The organism is Paenibacillus sp. FSL R5-0766 (assembly GCF_037971845.1).
Lineage (GTDB): Bacteria > Bacillota > Bacilli > Paenibacillales > Paenibacillaceae > Paenibacillus.
Map to the genome: position 1 here is coordinate 3,969,800 of NZ_CP150227.1, position 23,725 is coordinate 3,993,524.

At 47.3% G+C, this 23,725-nt stretch carries 19 protein-coding genes and 2 pseudogenes; 5 read left to right on the top strand and 16 right to left on the bottom strand.

Translation table 11 applies throughout. The annotated features are described in order from the left end of the window. Window positions 1-10: 10 nt before the first annotated feature. Both MKY66_RS16985 and MKY66_RS16990 read right to left on the bottom strand, forming a co-directional pair. Window positions 11-781 (bottom strand): SAM-dependent methyltransferase, encoded by a 771-nt coding sequence (locus MKY66_RS16985; protein ID WP_083657447.1) that lies wholly within the window; start codon window positions 779-781, stop codon window positions 11-13. Between the two features lie 30 nt (window positions 782-811). Next, the gene (locus MKY66_RS16990) at window positions 812-1,792 is read right to left on the bottom strand and encodes a Gfo/Idh/MocA family oxidoreductase (protein WP_076217224.1); all 981 of its coding nucleotides are present in this window, start codon (window positions 1,790-1,792) and stop codon (window positions 812-814) included. 423 nt (window positions 1,793-2,215) lie between these two features. Between MKY66_RS16990 and MKY66_RS16995 the strand changes: the two genes are divergently transcribed. Beyond that, window positions 2,216-2,800 carry a bifunctional transcriptional activator/DNA repair enzyme AdaA gene (locus MKY66_RS16995; protein WP_256704416.1) on the top strand — a complete coding sequence of 195 codons (585 nt, stop codon included), beginning with the start codon at window positions 2,216-2,218 and terminating at the stop codon, window positions 2,798-2,800. Continuing rightward, window positions 2,797-3,615 (top strand): radical SAM protein, encoded by an 819-nt coding sequence (locus tag MKY66_RS17000; protein ID WP_076217225.1) that lies wholly within the window; start codon window positions 2,797-2,799, stop codon window positions 3,613-3,615. The genes MKY66_RS16995 and MKY66_RS17000 overlap by 4 nt, the downstream gene beginning before the upstream one ends. A gap of 168 nt (window positions 3,616-3,783) precedes the next feature. On the opposite strand, the gene MKY66_RS17005 is transcribed toward MKY66_RS17000, so the two are convergent. The 6 genes from MKY66_RS17005 to MKY66_RS17030 all read right to left on the bottom strand — a co-directional run bounded on the left by MKY66_RS17005 (window position 3,784) and on the right by MKY66_RS17030 (window position 10,753). Next, the gene (locus MKY66_RS17005; RefSeq protein ID WP_047843312.1) at window positions 3,784-4,890 is read right to left on the bottom strand and encodes a Gfo/Idh/MocA family oxidoreductase; all 1,107 of its coding nucleotides are present in this window, start codon (window positions 4,888-4,890) and stop codon (window positions 3,784-3,786) included. 96 nt (window positions 4,891-4,986) lie between these two features. Then, window positions 4,987-5,712, bottom strand: a complete 726-nt coding sequence (locus tag MKY66_RS17010) for a ThuA domain-containing protein (RefSeq protein ID WP_076217226.1) — start codon at window positions 5,710-5,712, stop codon at window positions 4,987-4,989. Between the two features lie 70 nt (window positions 5,713-5,782). Then, window positions 5,783-6,955: a Gfo/Idh/MocA family oxidoreductase gene (locus MKY66_RS17015; RefSeq protein WP_076217227.1), complete on the bottom strand. Its 1,173-nt coding sequence runs from the start codon at window positions 6,953-6,955 to the stop codon at window positions 5,783-5,785. Between the two features lie 54 nt (window positions 6,956-7,009). Beyond that, the gene (locus MKY66_RS17020; protein ID WP_076217228.1) at window positions 7,010-8,059 is read right to left on the bottom strand and encodes a LacI family DNA-binding transcriptional regulator; all 1,050 of its coding nucleotides are present in this window, start codon (window positions 8,057-8,059) and stop codon (window positions 7,010-7,012) included. Between the two features lie 402 nt (window positions 8,060-8,461). Beyond that, complete coding sequence (glpX, locus tag MKY66_RS17025; RefSeq protein WP_076217229.1) at window positions 8,462-9,544, bottom strand: class II fructose-bisphosphatase; 1,083 nt, start codon at window positions 9,542-9,544, stop codon at window positions 8,462-8,464. 690 nt (window positions 9,545-10,234) lie between these two features. After that, window positions 10,235-10,753 carry a GNAT family N-acetyltransferase gene (locus tag MKY66_RS17030; protein WP_076217230.1) on the bottom strand — a complete coding sequence of 173 codons (519 nt, stop codon included), beginning with the start codon at window positions 10,751-10,753 and terminating at the stop codon, window positions 10,235-10,237. Window positions 10,754-10,875: 122 nt separating this feature from the next. On the opposite strand from MKY66_RS17030, the pseudogene MKY66_RS17035 reads away from it, so the two are divergent. Continuing rightward, window positions 10,876-11,519: pseudogene (locus tag MKY66_RS17035) on the top strand (YitT family protein). Window positions 11,520-11,601: 82 nt separating this feature from the next. Here MKY66_RS17035 and MKY66_RS17040 read toward each other — a convergent pair. The 5 genes from MKY66_RS17040 to MKY66_RS17060 all read right to left on the bottom strand — a co-directional run bounded on the left by MKY66_RS17040 (window position 11,602) and on the right by MKY66_RS17060 (window position 18,600). After that, complete coding sequence (locus MKY66_RS17040) at window positions 11,602-14,181, bottom strand: glycosyl hydrolase (protein ID WP_076217231.1); 2,580 nt, start codon at window positions 14,179-14,181, stop codon at window positions 11,602-11,604. Between the two features lie 362 nt (window positions 14,182-14,543). Continuing rightward, window positions 14,544-15,062, bottom strand: a complete 519-nt coding sequence (locus MKY66_RS17045; protein ID WP_076217232.1) for a (2Fe-2S)-binding protein — start codon at window positions 15,060-15,062, stop codon at window positions 14,544-14,546. Continuing rightward, complete coding sequence (locus MKY66_RS17050; RefSeq protein ID WP_076217233.1) at window positions 15,059-17,491, bottom strand: molybdopterin cofactor-binding domain-containing protein; 2,433 nt, start codon at window positions 17,489-17,491, stop codon at window positions 15,059-15,061. Before MKY66_RS17050 ends, MKY66_RS17045 begins: the two co-directional genes overlap by 4 nt. Before the next feature lie 33 nt (window positions 17,492-17,524). Then, window positions 17,525-18,439, bottom strand: a complete 915-nt coding sequence (locus MKY66_RS17055; protein WP_076217234.1) for an FAD binding domain-containing protein — start codon at window positions 18,437-18,439, stop codon at window positions 17,525-17,527. Further along, window positions 18,433-18,600 (bottom strand): hypothetical protein, encoded by a 168-nt coding sequence (locus tag MKY66_RS17060; RefSeq protein ID WP_339805394.1) that lies wholly within the window; start codon window positions 18,598-18,600, stop codon window positions 18,433-18,435. Before MKY66_RS17060 ends, MKY66_RS17055 begins: the two co-directional genes overlap by 7 nt. A gap of 142 nt (window positions 18,601-18,742) precedes the next feature. On the opposite strand from MKY66_RS17060, the gene MKY66_RS17065 reads away from it, so the two are divergent. Together MKY66_RS17065 and MKY66_RS17070 are read left to right on the top strand one after the other, a co-directional pair. Continuing rightward, window positions 18,743-19,432: a helix-turn-helix domain-containing protein gene (locus MKY66_RS17065; RefSeq protein WP_076209648.1), complete on the top strand. Its 690-nt coding sequence runs from the start codon at window positions 18,743-18,745 to the stop codon at window positions 19,430-19,432. Window positions 19,433-19,446: 14 nt separating this feature from the next. Then, a pseudogene (locus MKY66_RS17070) lies at window positions 19,447-20,307 on the top strand (IS3 family transposase); the annotation flags it as partial. Between the two features lie 154 nt (window positions 20,308-20,461). On the opposite strand, the gene MKY66_RS17075 reads toward MKY66_RS17070, so the two are convergent. Genes MKY66_RS17075 through MKY66_RS17085 form a run of 3 tightly spaced genes read right to left on the bottom strand, consistent with a single transcriptional unit; the run spans window position 20,462 to window position 23,717 of the window. Further along, window positions 20,462-21,109 carry a nucleotidyltransferase family protein gene (locus tag MKY66_RS17075; protein WP_076217048.1) on the bottom strand — a complete coding sequence of 216 codons (648 nt, stop codon included), beginning with the start codon at window positions 21,107-21,109 and terminating at the stop codon, window positions 20,462-20,464. Then, the gene (locus tag MKY66_RS17080) at window positions 21,075-22,364 is read right to left on the bottom strand and encodes an XdhC/CoxI family protein (RefSeq protein ID WP_083657424.1); all 1,290 of its coding nucleotides are present in this window, start codon (window positions 22,362-22,364) and stop codon (window positions 21,075-21,077) included. Before MKY66_RS17080 ends, MKY66_RS17075 begins: the two co-directional genes overlap by 35 nt. A 30-nt stretch (window positions 22,365-22,394) precedes the next feature. Further along, on the bottom strand, window positions 22,395-23,717 hold the full coding sequence (locus tag MKY66_RS17085; protein WP_076217050.1) for a 5'-deoxyadenosine deaminase: 1,323 nt from the start codon (window positions 23,715-23,717) through the stop codon (window positions 22,395-22,397). Between the last annotated feature and the right edge of the window lie 8 nt (window positions 23,718-23,725).

Here is a 23,725-nt window from a genome sequence, read left to right on the forward strand (position 1 = left end):
AAAAAACCTCCTATCTTGTTCGATTATGTTTAACAATTTGAAGCATGGTGTGAGCATTCCGTTGAAACTCATATGAAGTTGGTTCTTCGGATACCGTGCACCCACATTCTTCGAGTATTAATTTCAACTCATCCATGTGCTTGTAACGTTCGCCAGACAGATCCACTGTTGGAAAAATACGAACCTCTCGTTTGCTCACACGCAGCAGCTCCATTATGGTTGCAATATGAAAATCAACATCCAATCGATCCGCATACGTAAACAGGAAATGGGCAGATAACGTCAGATCGAATTGTTCATCCGCAAAGGGTAGAACCGGGAGCACAGACGCCACATAACGGTCAGGAAACATTCTCATATCTGCGATGCAATCTGTGATTGCACGAGTTCGCTCTTCCTTTAACCCCTGGATTGATCCAAATTGATCCCACACATATATGCCTTGCACCGATTCCATCTGTTTCATCGTATGCTCAATGTCCTGAAATCCCTTTACCTCAAGCTCGTCGATATCATATTTGTAGGCAATGTCCACGGCCATGGGATCTGCACCCAACTTGTGCGCCTTGCTACTGAATGAACATGCTCCACCTGGACAATCCAAAATAGACTTGCCTGTAAGATCCTCCACCGTCAGGTTGAACATCTTCATATATTCCTCGAAGGTTCTTCCTATGAAAACGATCTGTTTCAGTTCCAAACCTCCAGAATCATTGGACTGCTGATCTTCTCCGCTGTTCTTCTGACGCTCTCTATTGTTGCTCTGCTCATCTCTGCTCATCTCGTCTCAGCTTCCTTTCCTGCGCTTGAATCAATCGTTAGGGAACACAAGCCCAATCTGCTTTCGAATCTGATCCATAACCTGCATCGTCACATAAGAGCGTTCATACGTGTTCATGTCAGACTCCTTTTGGCCCAGCTCAACCAGATTTACGAACTCCTCCACTTCATAATACATCGCCGGATGGTTTTGTTCGACTGTGAGCTGCTCCACCGTACCGTCATTGTAACGTATCTCTGCATGTTCCGGTGAGCCAATCTTGTCAATGATGATACTGCCCAGTTCCCCCATAATTTCGCTTGGTAGATGAGAATTGGAGATTTTGGAGTATGTAACAACCGCATCCATCCCATCATAATCCAGCAGCACACTGCCTTGTCCATCCACGCCAGATTCCAGCATCATCGCTTGGGATTGAACCCGCTTAGGTGCACCGAACAATGTAATCAATGGATAGAGACAATACACACCGAGATCCATTAACGCACCATTGGCGAGTTCAGGCTTGAACGCATTCAGGACGATCCCCTCTTTGTACTTGTCGTAACGCGAAGAATACTGAGAGTATCCTGCTACATATTTGCGGACAGGACCGATTTTGTGCAGGTTCTTCTGCACCATTTTGAACTGGGGAACAAGGGTAGATTTCATCGCTTCCATGAGCAGAACCTGATGTTCTCGTGCTGTATCAATCATGCTCCGAACTTCGGCGCTATTTGCAGCCAGAGGTTTCTCGCACAATACATGTTTACCGTTTCTCAGAAAAAGCTCAGCCTGCTCTGCATGAACCGTATTCGGTGTTGCGATGTAGACTGCATCAATCACATCACTTGCTGCCAACTCTTCCAGATCGGTGAAGCGGTGTTCAACATCATATTTATCTGCAAATGCATTAGCCTTATCTTCAGTTCTGGAATACACAGCGGTCAATTTAAATCCATCAACCTGTACTGCGGCTTCAAGAAGCCTTTCTGTAATCCAGTTAGTACCCACTACACCAAATCGAACCATGCTTACCTACCTCTTTCGTCTATAAATTTCATTTGAGTTCTATATGAGTTCAACTAAAGAATATTTACACTTACCACTCCGATGACAGAATAACCTTCCGATCGCTGTTATCCCCAGATTTTTTTCAATTCCCTTCTTCAAAGGGAAAATCCGGGGATAGCGTATGCTTCCGAAGCAGCTTTCTTTCAGAAAGCTTTTAGGCGAACGCTTCGCTTCTTCACGTTATTTCTGTCCTCTCCGTTCTCGTGTAGAAAGTTTAGTTGAACCTATATAACCTTTACACCATCCAGTATATTGTAGCTCATATTTCGTTCAGATTGAAGGAAGGTGCTTTATCCCCCAAATATTGATATCTTGCTTTTTAAGTTGAAACTTCGTCACTCCCTTGGAATCAGGGGTATAATTAGAGATGAGGTGATCACCGTGGAAAGTCGAGATCAAGATCGCATACTGCCCGAATCTATAGATGAAAAATACTGGCATGCCATCATCCACAACGATAATTCTTATGATGGAACGTTCTTTTACGGTGTGCAGACAACGGGCATTTTCTGCCGACCTTCCTGTAAGTCCAGAGCACCCAAAGCTGAAAATGTGCTGATATTTCAACATGTTGAAGAAGCGTTAGCATTAAAGTTCAGACCCTGCAAACGTTGTAAACCTACAGGCGAGCGGGTACCTGATCAGGAGTGGGTATACGGGATCACGGATTACATCGAACATCATTACGCCGAACCTCTAACCTTGGATGTCCTAGCCACTGTAAGTCATGGCAGTCCATATCATCTGCATCGTGTGTTCAAGCGAATTACAGGCCGCACACCGGTTCAATATATTCAGGATAAACGAATTACCGAAGCCCGGAAGTTGCTTGAACATACCGGACTTACCGTCACCGATATTGGACGCCATGTCGGTATACCTAACTCAGCTTATTTCATTACTGTATTTCGCAAACATACAGGTCTCACACCTGCACACTACCGCGAAAGGCATGAAAACTCATGAAGACGAATCTTACTTATAAAGTACCCAAAACGTTACTCAACAAGGGGACAGGGTTCCTTAATGGATATACACATACACTGAATCCTTACACAGGCTGCGCCTTCGGTTGTTCCTATTGTTATGTCAGACAGATGCCTGTCTCCCTATTTCGCAAAGAGGATTGGGGGAGCTGGGTGGATGTGAAACAAGAGGCCTCCCGAGTGTTCGCCAAAGAATTGCAGCGTGCCTTACAGAAAGGGAAAGTCACTCTGTTCATGTCCTCCAGTACCGACCCGTATCAACCCGCCGAATACAAGGAGTGTATCACGCGTTCATTACTTGAAACGATGGTACAGCATCCGCCCAATTTTGTATTAGTCCAGACCCGCAGTCCACTCGTTACCCGGGATATAGATCTGCTACTGCAGTTAGGTGACCGGGTTCGGGTCAGCATGACGGTGGAGACGGATCTGGACGATATGCGCAAGCATTTCAGTCCCTCCGCTCCCCCAATTGCAGGCCGATTACGTGCATTGGAACAGTTGCGGGATGCCGGAATACCGACACAGGTTGCGATTGCTCCCGTATTACCCAGCAGTGAACAGTTTGCAGCCATCTTGAGACCTCTGGTTCAGCGTGTATGCATTGACGATTATTTCATGGGCGATGGCAGCGAGGGCAAGCGCACCCGGCAGCTCGGCATGGAGTCGCTCTATCAGCAAGTAGGCATGGAGCATTGGTATCATCCAGATGCGTATCAGACTGTGGTTCAGCGGATGAAAGACTATTTTGCCGAGGATGAGATCTGGATCAGTCAGGCGGGATTTGAGCCATAAATGGCTATATAAGTTGGACTAAAGAATATTTACACTGGTCACTCCAATGACCGAACAAGCTTCTGATCGCTGTTATCCCCAGTTTTTTTTGATTTAATATATAAACAGCCCCTTTCCTTGTTTGAAGGAAAGGGGCTATTTATCATGACATAAAGAATAATGGCTATCTTATTTATCCAATGTATACAATGGCAGATCCACTGGCAATGCAGCAGGTCGCTGGCACGAGCTTTTCATTTGGTAGAACGTCTGCTCATCTGATGAATCGTGGAATGCCCACATGGCTTCAAGGACATGGTAGGCCAGTTCCCCACTCGCACGGTGTGCACGTCCACTATGTGCTGCATAGGCCATATCTGCCACACCGATGCCGCGTGTATTTTCCTGATATCCTGGGAGAAGCGGAACTTCCGTCCATTCATGTTCGCCTAACAAACGGTAACGAACCGGACCGCCGAAGGTATTAGGGTCAGGTACCTGCAACGTACCATGCGTGCCATATATCTCAATCGGTGGCAGTGCACTTCCGCCAAATACGTCAAAACTTGTAATCAGTGTGCCAATGGCTCCCTGTTCAAACTGTAACAGACCCGTAACGTGAGTAGGAATTTCGACGGGAACCGTCTGGCCTCTCTTTTTCTCACTCGTAATCGTCCGCTCTTCCATGGCTTTACCTGTCATACCTGCGATCGACTTGATCGGTCCCATTAGTTGAACCAGTGCGGTGAGATAGTACGGACCCATGTCAAACATTGGCCCACCGCCTGACGCGTAATAAAACTCCGGATCTGGGTGCCAGTGCTCATGACCACGGCTCATCATAAATGCGGTCGCCGCAACCGGCTTGCCGATTACTCCTTCTTCCACCAATTGAAGTGAAGTCTGGATTCCTGAACCAAAGAACGTTTCTGGTGCACAACCCACGAGCAGTCCCTTACGCTTCGCTGTTTCGAGCACGGCCTGCCCTTCTTCACGGGTAACCGCGAGCGGTTTTTCTACATACACATGTTTGCCAGATTCAAGCGCCCGCAAGCATACATCGGCATGAACGGAAGGAATCGTCAGGTTGATGATCAGCTCAATCTCGGGATCAGCCAAGATTTCGTCGACGCTGTATACGTTAGGCACATTATAGGCTGCAGCCTGCTCCTCGGCACGTTTCCGATCGAGATCCGCAACAGCAACAAGTTCCAGCACCTCGAACCGATGACAGTTTTCCATATAGATGCCGCTGATTTTACCGCAGCCAATAATGCCTACTTTCATTGTTTTCATACCTGGGGCTCCCTTCGCCGTGGATCAGAAATGGTTTATCCATTGAGGATGAATGGTTAACACTGAAGTTACGTTTGCAATCCAACTACAATCTCATTAGTTCTGGTTGTCCGCCATACCTGTGTACACTTCGGTTGCTGAACTTACTCGACTCTTGGCAAGTTCTTTGCCTGCTGCTGTCCATTTGAATCCACTGCGCATCATTTCAGTCACGGGTTTCATGTCTACAATGTCTGCATGGTGTCCCAGTGAGTTGTAGAATACCCGTCCTGCGCCCCAGCGTTTCGTCCAGACAACAGGCATATCTACGGGCCCATTCGCTGCATGCGGACCAGTCACCACTGGAAAACGAGTGGTTGCCAGCACTTCCACTGCCGGGTCTACGTGCAGGTAGTACTGTTCACTTTTCACCTGAAAATCTTCAATATGATCCAATAACGGGCTAGAGCCGCGCTTCATGTTCACCATATACTCCACACCATCGTTACCTGGATGGGCAACCCATTGTCCACCCGTCATAAACTGCCAATCTACGTTATTTCGGAAGGCATCACACATCCCGCCATGAAGACCAGCCAAGCCCACACCGCTCTGGACAGCCGCTGATACGTTATTGACCAGTTCCTGCTCAATCTGTCCCATCGTCCACAACGGCACGATCAGATCCAGACCCATCAGCTTCTCTGCATCCGCATAAGACTCCAACGTATTCGAGACTTCAACCTCAAACTGCTCTTCCTTCAAAATACGTTCAAAAATCGCTGCTACCTGCTCCGGTTCATGTCCATCCCAGCCGCCCCATACAATCAGTGCTTTACTCATCGTTTATTCACTCGCTTTCGCCTAGTTTAGTTGTGTTCAACCTTATTCCTGACGTCACTGTCTTGCTTGCTCACATCTCTTCAAGCGTCACCCAGCGCCGTTCTGTTACCGAACGCTCTACTGCTTCCAGTACAGCCTGACACGCGACCCCATCGTGGAAACTCGGTGATGGTTGGCGTCCTTCAGAGATCGCTGTCACCAGCTCCAGCATTTCATGGGTGAACGTGTGCTCGAATCCAATCGTATGTCCAGCAGGCCACCAGGCTTCAGCATATTTATGTGCCGGATCGGTTGCCAGTACACGGCGGAATCCCTGTACGTCCTCTTCATCCTTTGTAAAATACACTTCCAGTTCGTTCATACGCTCAAAATCAAATCGTACACTGCCGAGACTGCCGTTAATCTCAAACGAGTTTGTACTCCGATGCCCCGCTGCAAAACGTGTAGCCTCGAAGCTGCCCAGCGCCCCTCCTGCGAATCGTGCCAGGAACAACGTCGCGTCATCGACGGTCACTTCTCCTTTCGGTGCATCCGCATTCGAACTGCCCTTGGCACTTAGTCCGGTCATCTCGGCTGCAAGTGGTCGTTCTTTGATAAATGTTTCGCTCATGCCGATGACTTCCTGGAATTCACCAACAAGGAAACGAGCCAGATCGATTAAGTGTGCGCCCAGATCCCCATGGGAACCAGAGCCAGCCACTTCTTTTTGCAAACGCCATACCAGTGGGAACGAAGGGTCCATGATCCAGTCCTGCAAGAAAAAAGCACGGAAATGATAGATCTTACCCAATCGTCCGCTCTCCACCAGATCCTTCGCTAATTGCACCGCTGGTGAGAAACGGTAGTTGAACCCGACCATATGTGCGACTCCAGCATCCTCTGCTGCCTGAAGCATCTCACGCGAATCCGCAAGCGACAGGGCCAGTGGTTTCTCACAAAACAGATGTTTGCCCTGACGAGCTGCTTCCAACGCAATTTCCTTATGGGCATCACTTGGTGCGTTAATATCAATCAGATCGATATCATCCCGCTTCACCAGTTCGCGCCAATCCGTTACACTTTCAGACCAACCAAACTGGCTCGCCGCCTCTTGAACTCCCTGCTCGTTACGTCCACAGATCACAGACATCTCAGGCTGCAACGGAGCAGACGGGAAAAACATCGGCAGACTGCGATAGGCATTACTGTGGGCCTTCCCCATAAACTTGTATCCAACCATTCCGACACGAAGACGATTTGACATGGTCATTTCCTCCTTTGGAATAATAAAAAGTCTTTCTATAGGTGTACCAATAAACTATTGACGGATAGAAGAAGCACGGATGATCAGTTCGGTTGGCAACAACGCTCTCGCTGATTCGGTTACGGCTACAACAGAGTTATTCGCTTTATGTGTGTCACCCACAGACCCATGTATAAGCTTCGATACTGCAAGTTCACCCATCTCGAAAAATGGAACCCTGACGCTGCTCAGCGGCGGAACCGCCATCTCGGCGGCATCGGAGTCGTCATAACCCACAAATGCCGGAAAATCCGCAGGCCCTATTCCCCGCTCACGCAAACCATGCATGACACCTATTGCCATCCGGTCATTGGCCGCAAACACAGCATCAATCTCATGTAGGCGATCTGCTACAATCGCTGCCGCCTCAATGCCACTTCTTCTACTATAATTCCCTTTAAGCAATAGACTCGGGTCCAGCTCCATACCTGCTTCTTGCAGGCCAAGACGAACGCCTTCCATTCGCTCCTGGCTGTTGGAATAGCTGTCTGGACCATTGAGAAAAGCGATTTTGCGATACCCCTGATCCGTAAGATGACGTATGGCAAGCCTGCTTCCTTCCACATGATCCGCATCCACTTCCGTGAATGATTGGCCCTCAAAATGCTGATTCATGACACAGAATGGGTGTCCTTCCTGATGAAGTTGCTGCATGGCCGCCAGTTCTTCATGATCATCTCTGGCACCAAGGATAATGCAAGCGTCCACTTTCTGACGCCGGAACAAATCCGTATAATTCATCACTTCACCGGGTGTTCGGAACATAACCAACAGGTCCATGCTATTGTCTCTGGCTTTACTTCCAATCCCACTCAGCATTTCCGAGAAGAAATACGCCGAGAACAGATGCGCCTTCGGAACATAAGGTAATACCACACCAAGGTTCCCGCTTTTACTTCTGGCAAAACTGCGAGCAAGAGCGCTGGGCACATAGCCTAACTGTTCGGAAGCTTCAAGAACCTTGCGGCGTGTCTCTTCCTTAATAGGACCTACCCCATTAAGCACCCGGGAGACCGTCGCCTCGGAAACACCCGCAAGATCAGCCACTTCTTTACGAGATGCCATGAATTTCAACCCCTTTTATATAAATTGAACTAAAGATTATTTACACTGACACTACGATGACAGAACAACCTTCCAATCGCTGTTATCCCCAGATTTTTCGATTCCCTTTTCTAAAGGGGAAAATCCGGGGATAGCGTATGCTTCCGATGCAGCTTTCTTTCAGAAAGCTTTTAGGCGAACGCTTCGCTTTTTCAGGTTTTTTCTGTCCTCTCCGTTATCGTGCAAATGATTAGTTCAACATATATAGCTCATCATTAAATCATAAAATGGTTAAAAATCGATATTTATGTACGCGCGTACATTTTCTCATGCCATGTAACCGTTGTCAATGCTTTTAACATAAAAAAGATGAGGAATGGATTGAACCCATTCCCCATCCTTTTAACTACTAATAAGGATCAATTACAACGTCGTTGTAACGCCAAGATCAACGGAGGATTGGCTGAACTCAGCCTGCTCCTTTGTTTTCGCATGACTCGGAATGCGATCCGAGGGTTCTGGCGTGGATTGGAGCTGTCTTACTTTGTGCAGCACTTCTTTGTTCGGCAGGAAGTGTTGGGAACGAATAAACCGAATTGTTTTGGTTTTGGCACGCATAACAATCGAATCCGTCTCGGCACGATCATCCGCAAGATACCGTACCCCTCCCAAGATCTCACCTGGCGTCACACCTGTTGCGGCAAAAATGACGTCCTCCGTGCCGATCATATCCTGCATCGTTAACACTTTGTAAGGATTGTCAATTCCCATCTGCAAGCAGCGCTGGAATTCGTCTGCGTTGGCAGGCATCAGACGACCTTGAATCTCACCCCCAAGACAAGATAGCGCTGCGGCAGCCAGCACACCTTCTGGCGCTCCTCCAGATCCGACATACAGATCAATGCCCGCCTCGGGGAAGGCAGGTGCCATTGCACCCGCAACATCACCGTCACTGAGGAACTTAATTCTCACTCCAACCTTGCGTAGCGTCTTGATTGTGCTCTCATGTCGTACACGATCCAGAATCATCACAGTGAGGTCCGAGATGTTTTTGTTCAATGCGGCAGCGGCTTTCTCCAGTGTGACTTCAACCGGGTCTTCAATGCTGACCTTGCCTACAAGAGCAGGCCCTACCGCCAGTTTCTCCATATACATGTCCGGTGCGTGGAGCAGGTTACCTTTTCCCGCCACTGCAATAACCGATAGAGCGTTGTTTAGTCCTTTGGCTACGATTTCTGTACCTTCGAGCGGGTCTACAGCCACGTCAACCTCAGGGCCCTCAGCGTTGCCCACTTCCTCGCCGATGTACAACATGGGTGCTTCATCCATTTCTCCTTCACCGATTACCACCGTGCCGCGAATGGACACGGAATCGAACATGGCGCGCATGGCCAAAGTAGCCGCTTCATCTGCACTGTTCTTGTCGCCTCGTCCCATCCAGGGTGCTGAAGCTAACGCAGCCAATTCTGTTACTCTGACAATTTCCAACGCCAGTTCGCGTTCCATTTTTCCCACTTCCTTTCCAATTTCCAAAAGCATAACGTGAAAGCGGTACTAAATCCATCGCAAATCCATATGAAATTGATCTATAATCGGCGTAGTAGCGCCTTTTTAACGATGTATACCTTATTTATCCAATTAATATATGGATCGATCTCGCTCCCTTTTTCGGCTGGTTTTAAGAGTCCAATCCTCCTGATTTCTTACTTATAATATTAATTTTATTTTCCATTTTCCGCTCTAAAACTAAATAATTCAACATGGTGGATTAACACGTCCGTTTCATGCGCAAAAAGTTCTTATAACATGAGGTATATACAACTTATATCGTGATTATTAAGAACATGCTGCTATCTAACAAATTCCGAACGAAAACGATTTTAGGCTGACCGTCCAAACGTAGAAATAAACTAATAAATTGTAATGATGATCCTTGGGATCAGCTTATTACCTTCACGATTATTGAGCTAATTTATACGACAATGATGTATTAATCAGGCCTTTAACTTTTGTTAAAGCCATAGATGCAGCTTATGGAGGTCATCGAAAATAATAAGTTTACATAATATTTATTATGTATTAAAATTCATCGATTTCTTCATTTTATGATTCAACAGTTCTGGCAAAACATAAAAAAGCCTGAAAGAATTCTGCTCAATAGCATTTTTCTCTCAAGCTTTTCCCTCGATGATCCAGTTACAATATCTTTTTGGTCATTATAAAATCAATCTGTTTCTCATCTCCCATGTAAAAAGCATGGGCTCCTGTCTGTACAAATCCCATCTTTTCATAAAATGCGATGGCATTTTCATTTTTCTCCCACACCCCTAACCAAATATTCGTTTTGTGATGTTCAGCTGCCATCTCAATGGCTTTATGGAGCAGTACCTTACCCAAGCCATGTTTTTGGAACTCTTTTTTGATGTATACCCGCTCGATCTCAAGGGATTCCTCCCCCATCTTCTCAGATTGAGCATCATTGATATTCACCTTCATATAGCCAGCAACTTGATTATCGACATAAATAAAAAGAAATTGTGAATCCGCCATGGAAAGTTCGCTTTCTAATTGTTCCCGATTAAACGCCTTTTCCAGATAAGCTTTCATATTTTCGGGTGAATTTTGCGCTTTAAACGTTTCATTAAACGTCTCATAACTAATCTCCTGCAGTTCACATACATGTTCAATGGTACATATCTCTATACGAATCGTCATCTATAATCACATTCCTTTATCAAGTTAATCATTTGTTGCAAATGCAATAAAAAAGTATTACATTGAATTTAACTCAATTTTGTTGTATTTGCAACATAATATAAAAGAAGAGGTTGAATGAATTGAAATATGTTCTTTTTGTCACAGGTATTCTAATCTTAACGCTTGGTATTTCCCTTACCATTCAATCTGAACTGGGTACTTCACCTTTGACGCACTGCTGGTAGGGTTGTCACAACATGTAGGCCTAAGTGTAGGGAGCTGGGAAGTCATCCTTGCTTTCCTGTTAATCGGATGTAATTCGCTGTTGAAGCAGCAAAAACCCGAGTTTCAGGGACTCGTCACTGCATTCATTACTGGTGTGGGGATTGATATATGGCTTTATGTATCTGATTTCTTGATTACACCCGAAGTTTGGTACACCAAATTGATGACTTTTGTCATTGGTTTAGTGATCATCAGTATCGGTACAGCAATCTATTTGCAGACTAACTTCGCACCCATTCCGATTGACCGCTTAACATTAATCCTGCATGAACTCACTCGAACTCCCTTATTTGTATCGAGAACATTCATTTACCTTGTATTTTTAATTCTGGCGTTTCTGCTCAGTGGGCCAATCGGGCTTGGAACGTTGATAACCGTATGTTGTGCAGGTGTACTTCTTCAGTTCATCATGGGCCCTACGAAAAGGATAATAGATCGCATATTAACAGACATGGATACATCGTCACATACTAAAAGTGAAAAAGAACATTCCGTCTAATCGGTGTACACCTTCTACACCATAAAAAGGCTGGATCAGAGGTTCAACCCCTGATCCAGCCCATTAAACGTGCTATCTACCTTTACGGCTCAATTCCCCATACCAGCTGACCGTTCACATACCCGGTAACCTTATCATGGTTTGCGAACTGACTACCGGTTGCCTTGAACGAGTAATCATCAGTCTGTGTGTAATTTGTCCAATTGTTTTTGGAAAAACGTGTTTGAATCTCTGCGCTCTGGCCCGCATTCAGTGATCCCGCCGCACCTGTAAAGCCCACTTCCAGATAATGATCCGCTCCGGCAACTGGAGTCGCCAGTTTAACGAAATTGCTCGTTACATTCGCACTGCCCATACTGGCCCAGTCGGACCAGAAACTCTGAGCTTCCTCCCCGTCAATGGTATAGTAATACCGGAGTTTTACATCACTCAACGGAATAGCCGAATTGCCTGAGTTGATCAATTTGAACTTGGGTGAGACGCCGTTGGTGGATGCACTTGTATTGCCGTTAAAAGCTTGAATCGTCAAATCCCCTGCAGGCACAGTAACCGTGCTATCTACGACATTCACTGTAAGTTCAGCGTTATTGCCTCCATTAAAGTGAAAGGTCAATATGTTCTCGCCTAGCGGAAGCGTGGCAAGATAGGATTTGTTCAGAACAACAGCAGAGCTGGATGCTGTATAATTCTGACCTGATACAAGCGTAGCATCCCCCTTTGTGATGCTTGTAAGCTGACGGCCATTTAAGGTGAGAGATACGGAAATATCCTGCGCGTGATTTGTCGCTTTATCAAATGTTGCATTCACAGGAGAAATTACAGCATTTGTACCCGGTGTTGAATCCACAATTTTGACTTTTAACACAGGGTCCTGACCTTGATTAAAATCCAGAACAATCGAATGCTCACCAACTGGCAGGGTTGCCAGATAAGCTTTTTTCAACAGCAATGTGCTTCCGTTCAAGGTATAGTCTGTCGTTGCGGTCAACGCATTGTTGCCTGCCCAGAGAGCAGTTAGCGTATTGGCGTTTGCATTCACGGTTACGGTTTTATCGCTTTGATTGGGTGTGTATTTGTCAAATTCGACGATTCCAGGTGTGATGGATGCACTGGGGTTGGGATTGTTAACCTTTAGATTTGGCAGCTCATCCAGCGTAATGACATAATCACTTTGATAAAGCGTTTTCAATGTTGCCGGATAATTAAAAGCAGTACTCATCAGATGCTCGCCATACCAAGGACAGAAGTACAGCCATCCTGATTTCTCCTCTGTCAGATTTTTGACGCTTGGGATCGTATCGTTCTCCGTCATGGCTACCATTTTCGTACCATTCGTCAACTCAACAAGCTTATAGAATATCGAGGTAATCGCATCCTCATTGGGCACGCCGGACAAACCGTCATAACGGTTGTAGATCGTATTGTATTTATCATATCCGACAAGATCTACCTGATCATCGCCCGGATACCAGGCAGGAGAAGTACTGTATACGTAGCTGTTGTAGGTCCAGATCAGATTGTGCAAGCCATACGTCTCGGTCAGTTCGGTATAAAGCAGATCCCATAGCTCTTTGTACACTTCTGCGCCTGCCGAAGCCCACCAGAACCATGCACCTTCCCCGTTCAGTCCGCCGTTGCCTTCTGCTTCATGATACGGACGGAAAAGCACCGGCACATCGTTATCTTGCAAAATCAGCAATTGTTCTGCCAGATCCTCGATGGTCATCATTACGTATTGATACTCTTTGGTACCGGGAATTACCGCATTTGCTGTATTAAAATTCGTTTCTGTTGGTTTGTAGGTAGCCTCTTTCCAATCCACAAAGTCCCCAAGCTCATACGTATTGAAATTACGAGGTACATTGATATGCCAGGAAGCCGTTGCAATGCCTTCACGGTTATTCACCCAATCAATCATGCGATCGGTTGTACCGTCCTCCCAACCATACAACGGATTATAGTTCATCAGATCAAAGCCACGGATAGCCGGATACTTTCCGGTCAGATCATGAATCCATTCGAACTCAAGCTCCGAATCTCCGTCATTCCCTCCTCCATAGATCTCTTGCTGACCAGAAATAATGTTGTTTCCGTATACCTCCGTTAAATAATTCATCAAAATTTGAGTTTCCGGTGTAGCTTCAGGATCAGTGAGAACTGGCTGCACATTCAGGGGATCCAGATCAGCATGATCCACTGTGAAAGTGTCAAAATAAGCGAAGCCCCATCCAGCCTTCAGCTCAATCGTGTTGGCACCCTGATTCAGCTTGTGAAAGCCAAAATCGAAGTCTGACCATGTTGTCGTATAAGGCAGCATGTACGCCCCTTTCGTAACACCATTCACGATTAAATTTTGTGACCTGCCATCTGCACTGAGCTCCTGCATATATCGTGTGGAGATTGCGTACATGCCGGTTTCCGGGACAGTCACTGTGAAGGTTAATGTGCCAGAGTTCTGCATCCAGACAAATCCGGCCCCTGAGAATCCGGGCTTGGGTTGTCCATAGATTGAAGTAACCACTTGAAGATCCGGGGTGAGCTGCGCATCTTCGCTTTCGATGGTGAATAATGGTGTGTCTGCATGAACGGGCGCTGTCATTAATCCAAGCAGTAGGACCAATGCCAGCATCATTGCGGTTGCCTTTTTGAGCAAATTTTTCATCAATTCCATCTTCCTTCCCAAGTGAAATATGATAATGAAATGTCAATGAACCCATTCATGATGGCGCTTTCATTTTAACCATAGCACGCACACCAATATTTGTAAATATATGGTGAATGAGAATGCTTGAAATTCTTTTGTACCAGTACTTTGAACGCCATTTGCCCATCGTTACATCCATATTGAAGACAATTCGAAAACGGTTCATTATCTAACCAGTTTCGGGCCTAAACTTCATCTCCCGTTTGATGAATGTACTTGGCAGAAAACCTACAAAACAAAAAAAGCATTCCTGGATCGGATGCTTTTTCACGTATGTTTCTTCAATTGCCCTTGCTTATATCTTCGGCCTAGATCCCGCCTCAACTTACGGTTTCCTCGTTAGACGTTTCTTTTACCACACAGCGTTCCCCTGCCTTGCGTACCGCCCGAATAATGCCACCGTAGCCGGTACAACGACACAGATTTCCACATAATCCCGTTTCAATCTGTTCTTGAGAAGGCTCAGGATGTGCATCCAGTAATGCCTTGGTTGAGATCACCATGCCCGGAGTACAGTAGCCGCACTGAAAACCACCTTCCTCTACAAAAGCCTGTTGAATTGGATGCAGAGTGCCTTTCTCCTCGCCGTGCAGACCTTCAATCGTCATAATGTCACTGCCTTCACATTGATAAGCCATGACAAGACAGGAGTTCACGGGCTCTCCATCCATCAGAACCATACATGCGCCGCAGCGACCAACTTCGCAGGATACTTTGGTACCCGTTAGTTGCAAATGAGTCCGAAGCACATCGACAAGTCGAGTCGTTTGCGCGATCTCCAGATGTTTCTGCTCCCCATTCACGACGGCTGTCCAGTGATTCTCAATTGGCTTACTCATGATGGACTCACTCCTTCCTGCAAAGGTACATTTAAAGGTCTAACCAGTTGTTCCCTCGGTACAGGAAGACGGTTAACCCATACGCCTGTCGCCTGATGAATTGCGGCTGTAATGGCCGGCGCAAGCGCAACGGAGCCAATTTCACCGATCCCCCTAGGGCCAAACGCATCCCCTTCGGGTAAGTCTTCAATTGCCTCAACCTCCAGATTGGTATGAATATCCTGAATGGTTGGGATCAGATACGTGTCGAGGTTGGTGGTTACATAACGGCTGTCCTGCATGACCGCATCCTCGGTTAACGTGAATCCAAGGGCCATGACACTGCCGCCTTCAATCTGTCCGATATAACCCATCGGGTTGATAACCGGGCCTGCCGCTACAACATGGCGCGTATCAAGAAGCTTGGTTTCTCCGGTCAAAGTATTTACTTCCACCTCTGCCGCAACCGCCGCGTACGTATACAAATAATGACCGCCTACCACGTTGTCAGGCGTAGTTGGGTAATCAAACTTTGTATCGAAAATCCATTCATCGGCTTCGCCCTGCATGACAAGCTCCGCATACGAAACCATAGCACATAAGCGAACTCCTTCTTTTGCTACAGAATTGAACCCAGCTTCAGAATCTTGATCTACTCCCTTCAGCGCCTGCATCTCCTCCTTCTCGCTCGTTCCTGCCCCTTGCCTAGCTCTTTCCACTTCTGGAGTTTCACCAGGTAACTGGCCTTTACGCCATACACCGCCAGGTCCTGTCACCAGTTCATCTGCCGGAACGCCTGACATTTCAGACGCGACAGCGAGAACACGGGAACGAAATGGAGTCTGCAAGCGTTGAAGAGCCATCCATGCCATCGTTGTTGAACGTGAAGCTGTGCTTGATCCGCTGTGTGGCACGCGATCCGTATCTCCAATGATGATACTGAGATCCGATGTACTGCATTGGAATAGATCACATAACATAATTTCCAGCGTTGCAATGAGCCCCTGACCAAATTCCTCGTAGCTGAACGCCACCTCAATCTTGCCTTCGTTATTCAGGGACAGGCGGCCTCCCGCAGGGTCTGGAATGCCATAACCCAGCCCTGCACCATGCATGGCGATGGCCGCTCCGACACCTCGTTTGATCCACGGCGGTAGAGTAGGATCTGCCGGGGGACTCTGATGTTTTTGCCACAGTTCGGAGCGATCCAATGCCTCCCATACTTGGGACAGTCCATCCGTAACCAGAATCCGTTGATTCAGCGGTCCAGGATCATTCTTTTCCCTCATATTACGTCTGCGGAACTCCCAAGGGTCCATTTTCATGATTTCTGCAAGCCGATCCATCTGGCCTTCCATGGCAAAAATCGCCTGGTTCCCGCCAAATCCACGAAACTCACCTGACAGCCCGTTATTCGTATACACAGACACACCTTCCACATCCACATTTGGAATGGCGTAGGGTCCAAGGCAATGCTCGGTACAGAAGTTCAGCACCGGTGCGCCAAGCGTGGCGTAGGCTCCCGTATCTGCTGTAATGCGGACACGATGCGCCTGTATGATGCCTTCTCGACTCATGCCAGTCTGCATTTCAATTTTCATCGGATGCCGCTTCAGCCCCGCACGGACGGATTCTTTGCGTGAATTATGCATTTTCACAGGACGACCGCATCTCAAGGCCAGCAATGCACCGTAGGGCTGTACGTTTAGTTCATCTTTTCCGCCAAATGAACCACCAATCGGTGAAGACACCACCCGGATATCTTCTTCAGGACAGCCAATAATGCGCGCAAGCTGCATCCGGTCTTTATAACCATGTTGCGTTGCCGCGTATACATTCAGCCTCCCCTCTTCATCCGGGACAAACAGGCCACCTTCTGTCTCCATGTACGCATGCATCTGACGAGGCGTATAATACGTCTCTGTCACGATATGATCACAAGTGGCAAAAGCTTGCTCGGTATCTCCACGTTTGATCTCCGTGCGATGCAGCACATTACCTGGTCCATGCTCATGCAGCTCTGGTGCGCCTGGAGTCAAGGCAGCGTCTGTACTATTCAGAGGTTTGAGTTCCTCATACACTACACGGATCGCATCCAGTGCAAGCGCCGCACGTTCCGGGGAATCCGCAGCAACCGCTGCAATGGCGTCCCCAACATAACGAACAATATCCTCGCAGAACACAGGCTGATCCGGGGTCGCAATACCAAAACGATTCAGACCAGGCACATCTTTAGAGGTCAAAACCGCATAGACACCTTCCAACGCCTCAGCTTCCGAAGTATCTATAGACAATAGACGAGCATAAGGATATTCGCTTCGTAATACTCTGCCATGAATCATGTCAGGTAACGTCATATCCGTCAGATATTGAAGCTGGCCTGTTACTTTGGGTGCCCCATCTGGCCGCAGATGCCAACGTTTCCCGCTCTGTTTCCGGTTCAGCAGCATGATCCCTCTCCCCCTTTGCTTGATCGAAGTCTTCTATTCGTGAAGTGCTTCCCATAACCTGGCACCAAGCATGTTGCCTGCGGTCTGTTTGCGATAATGTTCCGTTGCAAATGCATCGCCATAAGTCGTAAATTCGCTAGCCACGGCAGCTGCAAGAGTTGCTGCTTGCATGACAGTAGCTTCGCTACCAAGAAGCTGTTGTTCCGACTTCAGAAGTCGCATCGCCATGCCTGAGCCTCCACCAGCCGCAATCGCAATCTTGGTCCAGCGGTTATCCAAATCAATCTCACCGTATAACGCAACCGTCACCAGCGAAGCACTGAACGTCTCCCGTCGACCCAGCTTGCGGTAAAAGGAAACTTCTCGTTCTGCATGTCTCTGCTCACTGTCCGCATCAAGCAGAGAGGTCGGTCTCATCGGGATATGAATCGAGATTAATACATCCCCTGGATTACGGATGCCATCCCGTCCACCCTGAAGCCAGGAAGACACACTGCGGGTCTCGATTCCGCTATCCGTCAACCACTGCAGCTTCGCATCATATACAAGCAAAGCAGGCAGCGTATCCCCTACTCCGGACACAATATTCCCGCCAATGGTTGCCACATTACGAATGGAAGGGGCCGCAATTGCATTCACAGCTTCTTGCAGAATCGGCAGTTGATGTAGCAACGCTTGTGCAGCACATTCCTTTAATCGGGTCATTGCGCCAATGACCATCTCATCTCCACGAATAGATATACCGCTCATTTCAGGAATACAACCCAGACTAATCATGTGTTCAGGTGCTGGAACCAAGCCGCCCTCCCACTGGGTTCGTAGCAATGTTCCACCTGCCGTTAAACAACATATTCCTTTGAGTCTTCTTCTTAACGTTTGCAGTTCTTGCAGGTTCTCAGGTTGCCATACCGATGGCATGGCTCCAGAACCGTATGCCGGTATTACCATGGCTGCATCCCCTTTCTCTCTCTTCCTTGGGCAGGAAATTCAACCGTCTGATCCAAATAATTCTTCAAATCATATGAGAGTTCAGCAGCAACGTCAATTACCTTTACATCGTTTTGGATAAATGTATAAAACCTGCGTTCTATTTGTGCTTGATGCATCATGATCTATCAAAAGCTAACATGAATTCTTTTTCACCATACGTGAAAAGAAGACAAACAGGCCAACCAGACTGTGATATGCTCCCATCACAGGAGACAGTAGAAAAAACAAAACTCTACTTCTACCATGATGGGAGTTTTTGTAATGTCCAAAAGAAGCCCGGTTTCATATGAAATCAAGATTCAGGTTGTAAGGCGTTGCCTGCAACATGAATCCAACCCCAACCATGAGGCAAAGCAACTGGGGGTCCATAAAAACACGGTTACCGATTGGATAAGAAAATACAAGGTAGATGGAGAAGAAGGATTAAGAGAATCGAGGGGATGGAAATCTTACTCCAAGGAGCTAAAGCTATCTGCCATTCAAGATGTACGCTCTGGCGAATACTCTGTACGAGCGGTGGTGAAAAAGTACCATATTTCGAGTAAATCTGTGTTAGAGAGCTGGATTTCTAAGTATACTGAAGGGGTGAAAATGAAACCAACTCGGAAAAGGATTGGATCCCCTCATATGAATAAAGGACGGAAAACGACTTACGAGGAACGTATTGAAATTGTACAATTCGCCATCGCCCATGATTTAGATTACCAGAAAGCCATCGACAAGTACGGTGTCTCTTACCAGCAAGTGTACGCATGGGTTCGTAAATATCAAGCGAGTGGTCATGAAGCTTTAAAAGACCTCCGAGGTCGTAAAAAGCCGCTAGAAGAGCTAGACGAACAGGAACGGCTAAAGCTTCGGATCAAGGAACTCGAGGCACGAAATGAGCATTTAGAAATGGAGAATGCACTCGCAAAAAAGTTGGCAGAGATCCGGCGAAGAAATACACGTTAACCTTTGTTCGACATGCAGACATCTATCAAGCGATTACAGAGCTGCATGCCGAGAAAGGGTATGCGGTCACCAAGCTCTGTGAGCTAGCAGGAATCGCCCGATCTGCCTATTATAAGTGGCTGAAATGGATGCCATCCGACAGGGAACTTGAAAACCTTGCACTAGCCAAGGAAGTCAAACTTCGCTATGACAAACGAAACGGGATACTCGGTTATCGCCAAATGCGTACTCAGTTGAATCGTAAGCTTAAAAAAAGGTACAACCGTAAACGGTATTACCGCATCATGCGAGCCCTTGAATTAAAGGCAGTGATTCGCAAAAAGCGGCCAAATTACGTGAAAGCTCCAACCCTTCATATCGCTGAGAATGTCATGAACCGAAAATTCCAAGCGGAGGTCGCCAACCAAAAGTGGTGCACCGATGTAACAGAGTTAAAATACGGAAATGGCCGTAAGGCCTATCTGAGTGCCATTATTGACGGTTATGACAACTCTATTGTTTCATGGGTGCTCAGCCACTCCAATAACAATGAGCTTGTCATGAACACGGTAAAGAAAGCTTATAAAAGAAACCCGAATGCTACGCCGCTCTTGCACAGTGATCGCGGCTTTCAATATACTTCGCTGGAATACAAACAACTTCAAAAGAGATACAAGTTTACAAAAAGTATGTCTCGTGTAAGCCGGTGTTTGGACAACCAACCCATTGAACGATTCTGGGGTACCTTTAAAGCAGAAAGCTTTTATCTGGAGAAGTACGATACGTATGACAGTCTCCTTCGTAGCGTAAGAACGTATATCCATTATTACAATAATTTTCGATACACGGAACGACTAAACGGCTTATCCCCAAACGAATATCGACGAGCAGTTTAATTAAGAAAAATAGTCCCCTCAATATAACCGAGGGGATATTGAATACTAATGATTTTGTTTTTTTAGTCTGTCTACTTGACAGGGAGCACTTCACTGCCTGGCTGACCTGATCATGTAATTAAATTATACATAATTAATTATCTTCTCCTGTTATTTAGTCTCTCTGCTGCGACTCGTATACATGACTCAGAATGCGTTCCAATTCCGGTTCTGTATCCGCATCCCAGAAACTAGTCTCAGACAGTGGTACATGTACACCTGAATAGTTAGCGCTGCGCATAATCTTGCGTGCCCCCTCATCTCCATGCAAGGACAACAGAGGACCGAACATATGGGAGCGAAAAGCAACGGGCGGCTTACCTCCCTCACCGTCGGTAGCTGCGACATAGTCACACAACTTGTGGGTAGCCAATGCTGTGGTCACCTGATTAATATCCTGTGCTTGTAATAAAGGCTGATCGCCCAGTAACATGAGAATGCCCTCCGGTTTGTATTCCATTGCCGACAATACGCCAGAATGAAGAGAATTGGCCATGCCGCAGGCATAGTCAGCACAGACCACAATTCGAAGTCTCGCTGTGGGATGATAGGCATACGCGGCAGAATCAAACCATTTTACAGGCAGCCATGCCAGCGAATCTTCCGGTTTGACCACACAGACCACCTGATCCAACTCCGAATTCAGCGCAGCTTCCAGTGACCATGCAGCCAAGGACCTCCCGTCAGGCATGACAACCGAGAGTTTATCCCGACCAAGGCGACAACTCTTACCTGCTGCCAGAACTATGCCCGTCATTCGCATGTGCAACGCTCCCCCTCTGCACCTCAGAACTCAAGGAAGAAACCTTATGTTTACATGCGATCAATTCCGCTGCAATGCTGATGGCGATCTCTTCTGGACCGTCTGCCCCGATACTCAAGCCGACGGGAGAATGAATATGTTTCAAGGATGGTAAACCATCGAGGAGGCGGGCCGTTCGTGTTTTCGAACCCATGATGCCAAGATACGCATACTCAGAGTCCACTAACATCTCCAACAGTTCACGTTCGCGGGGGAAATTGTGACTCATTAAAATCAAATAATCTCCGTTGTTTACGTTTAACTGAGGCATGATCTCACATGGGAAACCAAGTACAAGTTCAGTTTCTGGGAACCTTTCCGAGGTGCACAAGGACTCTCGCCAATCGGCTATTACTACACGGAATCCTGCAGACCCGGCGAGTCTGACAACAGGAATAACATCATTCCCGGCTCCGATGATAATCAGGCGAGATTTAGGCGTGTACAGCGAAGTAAGTTGCTGCGGAAGCTCCCAAGGATTCGTTGAAATCCCGTCATTTGTAGGTATTTCAGCATCAGTATCAGAGAAATGTTGTGAATCACCGGATAGATGGGAAGAGTGAGATTCGTTTGACGTAGCAGTTACCATTTCAGGCACAAGCGTAAGGCGAGGTATGTCGGGAGAATGTTGTTTTGATCCCGAATGTTCATGCTTGATATTCCCACTGCTGTGTACATCAACCTGCAATAAAGCTGGATTATAATTCGCCACGCGATCATGAGGAGGGACGAGCGAAGGACGCAAGATTGGCTGACGACGAGTACCCGTTGGTTCAATCCGTTTCCAGTTATATTCCACCCTCGTATAATCATCTTGGAACGTTCGGGTTAACGCTGTTGCAGCCCCGGATTGAAAACACTCATGCATCTCCTGCAAAGTAGATCGGAGTTCACCACATACAGGTTCAAGCAACACAACAACGAGTCCGCCGCAGCCAATCGCCTCACCCCAGGACAGATCATCCTCGGGACGCATGTCGTATTCCGCGAATTCCATCTGCTTCGTATCCAGCACACGGCTCACCCGGGCCTGAAGATCACTCTCCAGGCATCCCGGACTGATACTACCAACCATTTTGCCATCCTCGGTCAACAGCATAGAGACTCCCTGCTTACGGTAAGCATGACCCTCTACCTTAATCGCTGTTGCGAGCACACAGCGCGTTTCACGGGCTGCAATTGCACACAGATCATGCATTTCCATAGCGGTCTCCATCCTTTCTGGAATTGCATAAACTTCCTTCGATCAGATACGTTTCATCAATCTTGCAATACTCTTATCCGACTCACGCAGCACAATGCCACGATCAATCGTCTGAATCTTGCGATTCTTGAGTACAATGCTTCCATCGATAATAACGGTGTCCACACAACTACGTGTTGCAGAATAGACCACACGGGAATAGACATCCGTCTCATAGGAAGGGTACGTGTGGAAATCATCCAGATCCAGCAGCAGCATATCTGCCTTTTTGCCCACTTCGAGACTGCCAATTTCCTTCGACAAGCCAAGCACCTCTGCACCGCCCATGGTAGCCATGCGTAATACAGTCCGGGCATCCATCACTGTTGGACCATGAGGAATCTTCTGCATCAGGGCCGTGAGGCGCATCTCCTGAAACATATCCAGATTGTTGTTGCATGCAGCACCATCGGCCCCAATCCCAACCGCGATCTGTCGATTCAGCAGATCCGGAATATCTGCTACCCCGGAGGAAAGTTTCATATTTGATCCAGGACAGTGAGTGACTTTGACACCGCGCTTGCGGATGATCTCCTTCTCTTCTTCACTCAGCCATACACAGTGGGCCAGCACCAATCTTGGGGTCGCCAGACCGATATGATCGAGGTATACGATGTTACGCATTCCGCGTTCGTGTTCTACCAGTTCGATCTCTCCGCGATTCTCGGAGGCATGGGTGTGGACTTTGACATGATATTTATTCGACAGGTCGCGCACCTCTACCAGCAATTCTTCGGTACACGATACAACGAAGCGTGGACAGAAAGCATATTGAATGCGACCTCCGCCAAACCCGTTCCATTTCTCCAGCAGATCCACACTCTGTTGCAGCGAAGTTGCTGTATCCTCACGCAGGGGTTCCGGAACCTCGTCTCCATGATCCATCATTACCTTGCCGGAGATGACCCGGATGCCACTCTGTGCCATCGCCTGAAACGCCGAGTCTGTGTGATGTACCGTCTCCATATCAAGAATGGTCGTGGTTCCGCTAGAGATCAATTCGCCCAATCCGAGCATTGCCGAATAATACACGGACTCCTCATCATGCGCTGCTTCCAGCGGCCAGATACGTTGACGGAGCCAATCCATCAGTTCCAAATCATCCGCACGTCCACGGAACAAGGTCTGACACAGATGAATATGCGTCTGGATGAAGCCTGGCAGCAGCACTTTACCACGAGCATCCAAGACCTGGTCTGCCTGAACGTCAATGCGAGCTGCAATCTCCTTAATTTTGTTATCCTCGATCAACAGATCTCCAATGAACACTTCCTCTTCTGCATTCATCGTCACAAGCTGTGCGCCTTTCAGCAGGATCGTTCCCATGCCAATCT